The organism is Plectonema radiosum NIES-515 (genome assembly GCF_025753815.1).
GTDB classification, from domain to species: Bacteria; Cyanobacteriota; Cyanobacteriia; order Cyanobacteriales; family Nostocaceae; genus Hassallia; species Hassallia radiosum_A.
This window is the reverse complement of record NZ_JAOWRF010000073.1, coordinates 1-10,652: the sequence shown is the minus strand read 5'-3', so window position 1 is coordinate 10,652 and position 10,652 is coordinate 1. Positions and strand designations below refer to the sequence as shown.

Here is a 10,652-nt window from a genome sequence, read left to right as displayed (position 1 = left end):
GAGTTAGGAGTTGGGAGTTGGGAGTTGGGAGTTAGGAGTTGGGAGTTGGGAGTTAGGAGTTAGGAGTTCTTCCCCTTGTCCCCCTTGTCCCCCTTGTCCCCCTTGTCCCCCTTCTTCCCCTTGTCCCCCTTGTCCCCTTGTCTTTCTAGGCGCCTCCGCCGAAGACTTCGACGTTAGCAAATAAACAAATGGGTGAACCATGTCCTACGGAAATCGCTTGATTTGGTTCTCCTTTGCCACAGTAAGCTGTGCCGTACATTTGCCAATTGGAGGAGTTTCCTAGTTTGATTAAGCTGTGCCAAAATTCGGGTGTGGTGGCTCGATAGTTGGGATTGCGGAGGGTTTTGGTGAGTTTGCCGTTTTCGATTAATTTGGCGTACTCGCAGCCAAACTGAAATTTATAACGTTGGTCATCAATTGACCAAGAACGGTTAGATTCCATGTAAACGCCGTGTTCTATGTCCGCGATGATTTCGTCAAAGGTGGCGTTTCCTGGCTCTAAATTCAAGTTTGCCATGCGATCGATTGCTGGTCGATTCCATGAAGAAGCACGCGCACAGGCAACTCCTGGTACACCGGCTCTCGCTTGGCTTTCTAAGCTACCTACACCGCGCTGAAGTACGCCTTCTTTAATTAAGTATTCTCGTGTTGCTACTGCCCCGGTATCATCAAAATTATAGCTGGCAAACTCTCCGGGTACGGTGGGGTCAAAGGTGATGTTCATTAACTCAGAACCGTATACTAAGTTCCCAAAGTCACTTTTGTTGACAAAGCTGCCGCCGGCGTAGTTGCGCTCATCTCCTAAAATGCGATCGATTTCTAGGGGATGTCCGACACTTTCATGGATTTGTAGCATCATTTGGTCTGGTGCTAAAACTAAGTCGGTACGGGTGGACGGGCATTCGTCGGCTGTCAATAGTTCTATTGCTTGTTCGCCAATTTGCTGCACCCGTTGCCATAATTCTTCTTCTCTTAACAGTTCCATGCCACCTTGGTAACAGTGTGCTTGCCAGCCATTATTGCTACGCTGCTGCACGATCGCTCCATCTTGTGCAGTCGCACCGTAATGAGTGCCTAATGACAAAACTTTTTGATATACTTCTGAGCCGTTACTGCTGACAAACCAAGTTTCTTTTTCGGTGGTGGTGGTGGTTGCCGTGGTTTGGACGATTTTATCGTCAACTTTTAAGGTTTTGCAAATATGGATAAGTATATCATTTATTTCTCTTGGACTCAGTGCATCTAACGGTTTTATAAATGGGGAGATATATTCACCAACTACTTTCGGGCGTTGTTTCGCACTAAAGGGATATATCCACCATTCACTTGCGGCTAGTGCCTGTTTATACGCTTTTTCCGCAGTAGCTTGCAAGCATTCATGATCCAAAGAATTGGTCGCAGCGTAACCGAGACAACCATTAACCAAAACTTCCAGCATCACTCCCATAGTGGAGGATTTGCCGTTTGTTTGCGGTAAGGCATCTCGAACATAACAATTATAGTTGTTTTCCTTTACGGCTCTGATACCAATCCAATCAGCGGGGATATTCAGAGAAGCGATGATTTTTGTTAATTCAGACCACATAATTAAAGTTAGTTGATAGTTGTTAGTTGATAGTTGATAGTTGTTAGTTGATAGTTGTTAGTTGATAGTTGGAAAATACCTAACTCCTAACTCCTAACTCCTAACTCCTAATTTTTAATTCCGCTCCTCCTAACTTTTAATTCCGGTGCCAGCGGGTTCCTTCACGGCTATCAATTAGGGTAATTCCGCATTGAAGCAGTTCATCACGAATGCGATCGCTCAAAACAAAATTCTTCGCAATCCGTGCATCTTGCCTTTCCTGAATTTTCGCTTCAATTTCGGCATCGCTTAAATTATCACTGACAGATCTTTCTACTTTCATCTCGGCTTCTAAACCTAAAACTCTAGCTAAAGTCACAAGTGTTTGCCATTGTTTGAATAACTCCAAAGGTGATATTTCGGTTTTTCCTTCATGAACAAAAATATTTCCTTCGCGACGTAATTCTTTGGCTAATTCAAACAGCACTATTAAACCACCGGGGAAATTAAAGTCATTATTTACAGCTTCTTGAAAACGTTCAATAATTTCAGGGAGTGGGGAGTGGGGAGTGGGGAGTGGGGAGAGTGGGGGAAGGGGGGAGGGGGAGAAAGAATTGTCCCCAAGTCCTCCAAGGAGTCCCCCTTGTCCCCAGCCCAATTTTTCCCCGTATTGATACCCGAAGAGCAAACCTTCTTTCAAGGTGTTCCAACCGTTGGTTGCACCCTGAATTGCTTCGTCGGTAAAATCGATTGGTGTGCGATATTGTGCCATCAGCACAAATAACCGCACTGCCATTGGGTCAACGCCTCGATCTAGCAAGTCGCGAATCGTGGTAAAATTACCTAAAGATTTGGACATTTTTTCGCCATCCACCTTCACCATGCCGTTATGCATCCAGTAGCGAGATAACGGTTTGCCTGTGACTGCTTCAGATTGGGCAATTTCGTTTTCGTGGTGGGGGAAAACTAAGTCTGAACCACCGGCATGAATATCGATGGTTTCACCAAGGCGATCGCGTACCATTGCACTACATTCAATATGCCATCCTGGACGACCTTTACCCCAAGGTGATTCCCAAGCGGGTTCATCGGGTTTTGCAGCTTTCCACAAAGCAAAATCAGAGGGATCTTTTTTCTTCTGGTACTCTGGATCTTCTAAATCAACTCGTCCACCCGCACCTGCTTGGGAATCTTCTAATTTACGTCCAGAAAGCTTGCCATACTCAGGAAATTGCCGCACCGCGTAGTAAACATCACCGTTACTTGGGTAAGCGTAGCCTTTGTTTTCTAACTCGTGAATTAGTCGAGTTATGCCATTCATTGTATGGGTAGCGCGGGGATATTCTGAGGCTTCTTTGACATTCAGCCGCGCCATATCCTCAAAATATGCTTTGATAAAGCGATCGGCGATCGTCTCCATCGTTGAGTGTTCTTGCCGTGCTCGATTCAAAATTTTATCATCAACATCAGTAAAATTCTGGACGTAGCGCACTTCATAGCCGATAAATTGTAAGTAGCGACGCACTACATCCCAAACTATACAAGCTCTGGCATGACCCAAATGGCAATAGTCGTAAACCGTCACGCCGCAGTAATACATCTTAACCTTTCCTGGCTCGACTGTTTCAAAAGGTTCTTGACGACGGCTGAGAGTGTTGTAAACGGTTAGGGTCATAACAGAGTAATGCTCTAATAAGAAGATACTTGACACTCTCCGGGAGTCAACGCCACGGAGATTCTTAGTTCATCGACGTACCTTAAAATCATCCATCCTTTCGGCAATACTTAAACCTGAAACCCGTTTATTAAACAAAGTTTCTAGTCTAATTTGGTTGACCCCAGTGGGTTTCATCTCCCTAAGCGAAGCGAGAATTTATTCTCTCGTTCCCGTGTGCCCCACGGTACGTTTGATTTCTTGAATTTTAGGTTTACTAGTCTGGATGCGCGTTGGCTATCCTAGCTGTGTTAAACGCGAGTTTACTCGCGTTTAACATAGCGCCATTATTTTTTCCTAGCCAGTCGTTTTGGGGTTGGTTATCCATTTGAGAAGAGCGGTTATTCTACCTGTGGCATAATTACATTGTACCCTCAAACGTTCGTATATGTCTAGGGAGAAATCAATTAAAGTCAGGCTATCTGAGTATGAGCTTCAGCAGTTGAAACAAGAAGCCGAAAAACAGGGAGTGGGAATGTCTGATGTTCTCAGAAAGTGTATAGCTCAATTCTCAAAGCCGTCGTAGAACGACGGGGCTTTAGACCCAACTTTTCGGTAATAATAGGGTAAGCAGCAAAGGACGGATGTCCAGCATCCCTATGCTAGTGTTTTCTGGACTATCTGCGCTACATTCCAAAATGTTTGATTTTTTTTTGACACAGCGCTATGCAATCAGCAGTGACTCCTGACCAATCTCAAGCAATGGATGCACCGAAGCAAGGCTTACCAGTCACAATTATTACTGGTTTCCTCGGTAGTGGAAAGACGACTTTACTTAATCATATTCTCACCAATCAGCAGGGTTTGAAAACCGCTGTTTTAGTTAATGAATTTGGTGAAATTGGCATCGACAACGAGTTAATTGTTTCCACTGGCGAAAACATGGTGGAACTGAGTAATGGTTGTATTTGCTGCACCATTAATAATGATTTGGTTGATGCCGTTTACAAAGTTTTAGAACGCGAAGAAAAGCTAGATTATCTAGTTGTAGAAACAACTGGACTAGCAGACCCGCTACCAGTTGCGCTGACATTTTTGGGTACAGAATTACGCGATTTGACTCGTCTAGATTCCATTATTACGGTTGTAGATGCGGCAAATTACAGCTTGGATTTATTCAACTCCCAAGCAGCTCACAGTCAAATTGCTTATGGTGATGTGATTGTTCTCAACAAAACTGATTTAGTTGATGAAGCGACTTTGAATGAGTTGGAGAAAAAAATCGGGGAAGTTAAAGAAGGAGCAAGAATTCTTCGCACCACGCGATCGCAAGTCCCACTTCCTTTAATTCTCAGCGTTGGTCTGTTTCAGTCAGATAAGTATTTTGACACTGTTGATGAGCATAATCACGACGCTCACGACCACGATCATGACCATCACGAGCACGACGATCACGACCATTCTACATGCGGTCACGACCATCACGACCATCACGACCACCACGACCACGAACATCACCACCATCATTCCGACCATTTAGAAAATGATGGTTTTACCTCAATATCTTTCCAAACTGACAAACCTTTTTCGATTAGGAAGTTTCAATATTTCTTAGATAACCAACTAACTGAGAATATCTTCCGCGCAAAAGGAATTATGTGGTTTGATGAAAGTCCGAACCGTCATATTTTCCACCTTTGCGGTAAGCGCTTTACTATGGATGATGATGAGTGGAAAGGTGAAAAGAAAAATCAGCTAGTTTTGATTGGTCAAAATTTAGATCAAAATCAGTTGCTAGAACAGCTAGAAAAGTGCATCTGTCTTCCTTCCACAACTCGTGGTAAAGGATTTGGGAAATAAAAGTTAAGAGTTGGGAGTTGGAGTTGGGAGTTGGGAGTTGGAGTTGGGAGTTAGGAGTTGGGAGTAGGAGTTGGGAGTTGGGAGTTGGAGTTGGGAGTTAGGAGTTGGGAGTAGGAGTTGGGAGTTGGGAGTTGGGAGTTGGGAGTTTCGAGTTTGGAGTTTCGAGTTGAAGAAAGTTTTTAATTTTGAATAAAAAAAACGAAGTAAAGAATTTCTAACTCCTAACTCCTCACTCCTAACTCCTCACTCCTAACTCCTCACTCCTAACCCCTCACTCCTAACCCCTCACTCCTAACCCCTCACTCCTAACCCCTCACTCCTAACCCCTCACTCCTAACTTTTAAGTTTATGCGTGTTATCATCCAGCGAGTTAAATCATCTCAAGTTGCCGTAAACGATGAAATAATCGGCAAAATTGGGCAAGGGTTAAACTTGCTTGTAGGTATTGCCGATACTGATACTGATGTTGAAGTTGACTGGATGGTGCGTAAGTGTTTGGATTTGCGGCTGTTTCCTGATGAAGAGGGGGGAGACAGATGGCAAAAATCGGTGCAAGAAATTGAGGGGGAGTTGCTGGTAATTAGTCAATTTACGCTTTACGGTGACTGCCGCAAAGGTCGTCGTCCCTCGTTTGACCGTTCAGCCGCTCCAACATTAGCCAAAGACCTATATAATCTTTTTGTCGTTAAGTTGCAAGAAAGTGGTTTGCGGGTAGAAACTGGTCAATTTGGGGCGATGATGCAAGTGTCGATTGAAAATGATGGTCCTGTTACTTTATTGCTAGAGCGAGAAGCTACACAAGGGTTTATACGTAATTAATAAATACAAGGGACGCTATACTAAGCAGTTCTAAATGATGAGAGGATTACTAAATAGCCATAAAGCTTATGTCTCGTTAGTCAAAGTTTGTGAATTCAAGTAAGCTTTTGAGGTGTATTGTGTTTTCTGCATCTGGTATACTCTTGTTTGTGCCCAAAACCAAGGCGCTTACCTTTCTGGTTTGTAAACCAGAGTCGCGTTCATTACTAGCAAGCCTGTAAAAGGGTCATTCCTGGAGTCCGCAGTTTGTTAAATTTGCGTTCTTATAATGCTTGAACAATGACTAAAAGCTTCAAAAAACTACTCGTTTAAAAGATAGGGTGGGCTACATCCCAATTTACGCTTGTGGACAAGAAGGAGCCGACTCCCTTGGTTGAAGCAAGAAGCAGACCCTCTAAAGGAAACTTTAGTTGAATGGCTAACTTTAAAGAAGTTTGGTCAAGTTTTGCATAGCAGAATATTAAACTAACCATTACAAAAGTTTAAACTCTCTCATCATGGCTAAAATCCAGTTTTCCAGAGGTATTAATGAAGAAGTCATTCCAGAGGTGCGCTTAACGCGATCGCGTACTGGTGACAGTGGTACCGCAACGTTTATTTTCACCAATCCTAAAGCTTTGGATCAAGGCGTTAGTGATGATATCACTGGTATGTATATGATTGACGAGGAAGGAGAAATCATCACTCGTGAAGTCAAAGCTCGATTTGTGAACGGCAAACCAGAAGCATTAGAAGCTATCCATATAATGAAATCTAGCGAACAATGGGAGCGTTTTATACGCTTTATGACGCGGTACAGCGAAAAAAATGGATTAGAATTGAATAAAGCTTAATCACCCATTGGGCATCGGGAATTGGGCATTGGTAATTGCTAATAATTAGACATAGGCGTAGAGACGTAGCACTTGGTAGTCTAATCAAGGGTTTCGGGCAACGCATTTAGTTTCTACCCCTATGTCTATTCTTTTCCTTTTCCCTTTTCCCTTTTCCCCTCTTCAATTACCCATTCGCAAAATATAGATTGATGCAACAACCTCATGCTGACTCACCAGAAATGTCAGTAATTTGTGCTGTTGTTACAGTTAGCGATACACGCACAAGTGAAACTGACAAAAGTGGACAGCTAATTCAGCAATTACTTCTGAATGCAAATCATGCTGTAGGAGCTTACACGATTATCAAGGATGAACCAGCACAGATTCAAGAGCAAATTCAATTGTTGGGTAAAAAGGCTAATTTAGATGTAGTAATTTTCAACGGTGGCACGGGAATTGCACCGAGGGATACTACCTATGATGCGATTGAGAAGTTGCTCTCAAAAACCTTACCAGGATTTGGGGAGTTGTTTCGCTTTTTAAGTTATGAAGAAATTGGTTCGCGAGCGATCGCATCTCGTGCTATTGCTGGTATTTATCAAGATAAATTAATCTTCTCTGTTCCTGGTTCTAGCAATGCTGTGCAGTTGGCGATGTCCAAGCTAATTTTACCAGAACTGCTGCATTTAGTTAGCCAAATGCGGAAATAATCGCGGACTCTATTAGGGCAAACGCATCTTATATTAGTCTTGATAAAAACCTTGGTTAATGTATCAACGCTCATAATCAGAATTTATCGTTTGAGTGATTTTCACGCGTGTCAAGGCGATCGCCTGAATCATTTTCAATAAGCAGACGTTAATGCGATTCATTCAGGTTTTATTGAGGTTGAGATGTTCTTATTCACATTCTGGCGTTTGCCCTTTAGATAATTTAAATATCAATAGAAGATTATTTGGATTGCAGGTAATGGGGTAGTGGGTAATAAGCTGGTAAAATTTATTTGTTTACCACTCAAGGTCATTTAATGAAGAGATTTATCAAGCTACTTATCTCTACCGCTCTAATATTTGTAGCAGTCTCAGGGCTTGTAATGCCTATTGCTTATGCAGGGTTTACTGATTATGATTGCAAGGGTCAACCAAACGGGAACTACAACCATCCTTATGATTGCGATAAGTTTATTACTTGTAGCAATGGGTATGCGTATGAGATGGATTGTGCTGACTGTAATATTTCTGAAGGTTCAGAGCATTGTCCAGATGGAAAATTACATTATTACAAACCATTAGATAGGTGCGAATGGGCTAATATTGCTCAGTGTAAACCAACTGAACCTACAAGCTTTTTTAACAATCCTTTTAAATCAACAGTTGTCAGCAGTATTTTTACTACTGGAAACAGGGGTAAACATTGTATTATGACACTTTGTTGATTAAGCTTACTCCTGTTTTGCACTGGAATGGATGAGAAATCTGCCAGTGCTTTTTGATGCGGACTCTATTCCTTGCTACCGAAGATATGAGCGGTGAACCGCTCACTACGAAAAAACAACCCCCTTTAGATAGAGGGGGGTTGGGGGATTTTATGGAATTATTTTTTTCAACGGATCAAAATTGAGCGATTCTCTGTAGGAGAGGCTACGCCAACGCCAAACTGATTACAGACAAAATTGCTGCGATAATATAAAAAACGGCAACTACTTGTTGTTCTGACCAACCAGTAAGTTCTAGGTGATGGTGTAAGGGAGCCATTTTGAAAAGCCGCTTACCTTTGCCATCAGGACCTTTTGTGGCTTTGTAGTAACCAACTTGTGCCATTACTGAAAGGGTTTCGATGAAGAAAATACCGCTAATAATAAATAGCGCTACTAGGCTATTAGTCATTAATCCTACGGCTGCCAAAGCGCCTCCCAACGCTAGGGAACCAGTATCTCCCATGAAAACGCGAGCCGGGTTGCGATTATGAGCTAAAAAGCCCAAGCAGCTGCCACTGACAGCAGCACAGAAAACCATCAAAGGAAGGGAGGTGGGGGCGATGAGAACACCTAATGCGAAGATAGCGATCGCTACTGTTCCTGCTGCTAACCCATCAATTCCATCAGTTAAATTAGTCGCGTTACTTTCTGCTACTAAAACAAAACCAGCTAAAGGCCAGAATAGAAATCCTAAAGGTATTGAAAGACCAACAAAAGGCAAAGCGATATTCGTAATATTAGAAGATTGGTTAAACATTAGCCACAGACAAAACAGTGCTGCAAAACCAACTTGCAAAGCCAGTTTCATCTGAGGTGATATACCTTTATTAGACTTCCGGCGGAGAATTTGCCAATCGTCAATCCAGCCAATTAAACCGTAACTTAGTGTTAATGCGGAAACTGCAAGTACTTCTGTTGCAAAGTTAGACCATATACAAGCAATAATCACCGCTACAGGCACAAAGAAAATGCCACCCATTGTTGGGGTGCCTGCCTTTTTCAAATGGGCTTGCGGACCATCCTCGCGGATGATTTGCCCTGCTTTGAGTGCTTGCAGCCACGGGATCACCCAAAAACCGACCCCACCCGACAATAGCGCAGATAACAATAGTGGCAGGGTTAGCGACATACCCTGCCAAGGCAACCGATTGCCCATCCAATCTAAACTTAGTGCTGCAACACTTAGTCCTACACCCAATAAAGAGACTAGACCGATGCCAGAAATGTTTAATCCTTGGTCAGGAGATAATTTAGCGTCCACGGATATTTCCCTTCACTCCACACTTACATTTATTAAATTACGGGGACTATGCCACTCAGCCCCCTACCAATACAAATTAATCGTCTTCTACGGGGATATCGTCGTCATCATCGATATCATAATCAATTCCGCCATCTTCTACACCCATCAAAGCTTCAACATCATCTTCACCAGATGAAAAATCGGCTTCTTGAACTTCACGCGCTATCAGACGATTACTTGACTGCAACCAGTCCAACAGCGACGACTCTTGCTTTAATGGAATTACGGCGGCTCGTTGGTTGCGGGGTTCTTCACGTAATGGAGAATTCAACATATCGACGAAAGCACGAAAAGGCTACAGTTAATAGACATTAAGAGTCTATCACTTGATATAGGCGAATTTAGTTCATCATTCAACTCTCTCATAGAAAAATCCGTCAAAAAATTTTATTTAATAGCGGTAAACGATCGCAACAAGTTACGGATTCTCAATTAATGTTATGCGTTTATACATAGAACATTAATCTCTAGTTAATACTGATATCTTTTGAGGTAATGACACATGATCACAAAGGCGGATTTAATTAATACAATTGCTTCTACAAATCGCGGAATTTTGGCAACTGAATTAGAAAAACAGGCTATCTTATCGGCGATCGCTAACTTAGAAGACTTAAACCCTACACCTCGTCCCGTTGAAGCTGCTCATTTGCTCAATGGTAATTGGCGACTGCTATACACCACAAGCATTGGGCTATTAAACCTCGATCGCATACCCTTGTCTAAAGTTGGTCAAATTTATCAGTGTATTCGCGTAGAAACTAACAGCGTTTACAACATAGCCGAATTTTATGGCTTACCATTACTCGAAGGTTTAGTCAGCGTGGCTGCTAAATTTGAACCAGTTTCCGAGCGTCGGGTCAAAGTCAAATTTGAGCGGTCTATCATCGGCTTGAAAAACTTAATAGGCTACACTAATCCGCAAACTTTTATCCAACAAATTGAAGCTGGTAAAAAATTCACTGCAATTGATTTTCCGATTAAGAGCGGTGAACAACAAGGCTGGCTGGATATCACCTATCTAGATAACGACCTGCGTATTGGTAGAGGTAATGAGGGTAGTGTGTTTGTCTTAACCAAAGCATAAAATGTTCCGGAAATAGTATTTGCGAATGACCTTAAGCGATTGTATGCACTTTGTCAAGAGGGGAGGGGGGAGG

Annotated in this window: 11 protein-coding genes; 7 read left to right on the top strand and 4 right to left on the bottom strand. The window is 42.6% G+C overall.

Annotated features, from left to right (window positions below):
• Window positions 1–145 precede the first annotated feature (145 nt).
• Window positions 146–1,585 carry a TldD/PmbA family protein gene (locus OGM63_RS04900; RefSeq protein ID WP_263744380.1) on the bottom strand — a complete coding sequence of 480 codons (1,440 nt, stop codon included), beginning with the start codon at window positions 1,583–1,585 and terminating at the stop codon, window positions 146–148.
• A 136-nt stretch (window positions 1,586–1,721) separates the two neighbouring features.
• Entirely contained in the window at window positions 1,722–3,239 is a 1,518-nt protein-coding gene (gene cysS / locus OGM63_RS04895; RefSeq protein ID WP_263744379.1) for a cysteine--tRNA ligase, read from the bottom strand.
• 427 nt (window positions 3,240–3,666) lie between these two features.
• On the opposite strand from cysS, the gene OGM63_RS29735 reads away from it, so the two are divergent.
• From OGM63_RS29735 to OGM63_RS04870, 6 genes are all read left to right on the top strand, one after another.
• The gene (locus OGM63_RS29735) at window positions 3,667–3,804 is read left to right on the top strand and encodes a plasmid mobilization protein (protein WP_375340455.1); all 138 of its coding nucleotides are present in this window, start codon (window positions 3,667–3,669) and stop codon (window positions 3,802–3,804) included.
• 140 nt (window positions 3,805–3,944) lie between these two features.
• The gene (locus tag OGM63_RS04890) at window positions 3,945–5,078 is read left to right on the top strand and encodes a CobW family GTP-binding protein (protein ID WP_263744378.1); all 1,134 of its coding nucleotides are present in this window, start codon (window positions 3,945–3,947) and stop codon (window positions 5,076–5,078) included.
• 348 nt (window positions 5,079–5,426) lie between these two features.
• Window positions 5,427–5,897: a D-aminoacyl-tRNA deacylase gene (gene dtd / locus OGM63_RS04885; protein WP_263744377.1), complete on the top strand. Its 471-nt coding sequence runs from the start codon at window positions 5,427–5,429 to the stop codon at window positions 5,895–5,897.
• 497 nt (window positions 5,898–6,394) lie between these two features.
• Window positions 6,395–6,730, top strand: coding sequence for a photosystem II reaction center protein Psb28 (psb28, locus tag OGM63_RS04880; RefSeq protein ID WP_263744376.1), 336 nt, complete (start codon window positions 6,395–6,397; stop codon window positions 6,728–6,730).
• Window positions 6,731–6,921: 191 nt separating this feature from the next.
• Window positions 6,922–7,422, top strand: coding sequence for a MogA/MoaB family molybdenum cofactor biosynthesis protein (locus OGM63_RS04875; protein WP_318528404.1), 501 nt, complete (start codon window positions 6,922–6,924; stop codon window positions 7,420–7,422).
• A gap of 293 nt (window positions 7,423–7,715) precedes the next feature.
• On the top strand, window positions 7,716–8,147 hold the full coding sequence (locus OGM63_RS04870; RefSeq protein ID WP_263744374.1) for a chitin binding peritrophin-A domain-containing protein: 432 nt from the start codon (window positions 7,716–7,718) through the stop codon (window positions 8,145–8,147).
• A 205-nt stretch (window positions 8,148–8,352) separates the two neighbouring features.
• Here the strand turns inward: OGM63_RS04870 and mraY are convergent, their stop codons facing one another.
• Window positions 8,353–9,450, bottom strand: coding sequence for a phospho-N-acetylmuramoyl-pentapeptide-transferase (mraY, locus tag OGM63_RS04865; RefSeq protein ID WP_263744373.1), 1,098 nt, complete (start codon window positions 9,448–9,450; stop codon window positions 8,353–8,355).
• A gap of 76 nt (window positions 9,451–9,526) precedes the next feature.
• Window positions 9,527–9,766 carry a DUF3134 domain-containing protein gene (locus OGM63_RS04860; RefSeq protein WP_263744372.1) on the bottom strand — a complete coding sequence of 80 codons (240 nt, stop codon included), beginning with the start codon at window positions 9,764–9,766 and terminating at the stop codon, window positions 9,527–9,529.
• Window positions 9,767–9,994: 228 nt separating this feature from the next.
• Here OGM63_RS04860 and OGM63_RS04855 point away from each other — a divergent pair, with 228 nt between their 5' ends.
• Complete coding sequence (locus OGM63_RS04855) at window positions 9,995–10,579, top strand: PAP/fibrillin family protein (protein WP_263744371.1); 585 nt, start codon at window positions 9,995–9,997, stop codon at window positions 10,577–10,579.
• Window positions 10,580–10,652: the final 73 nt, after the last annotated feature.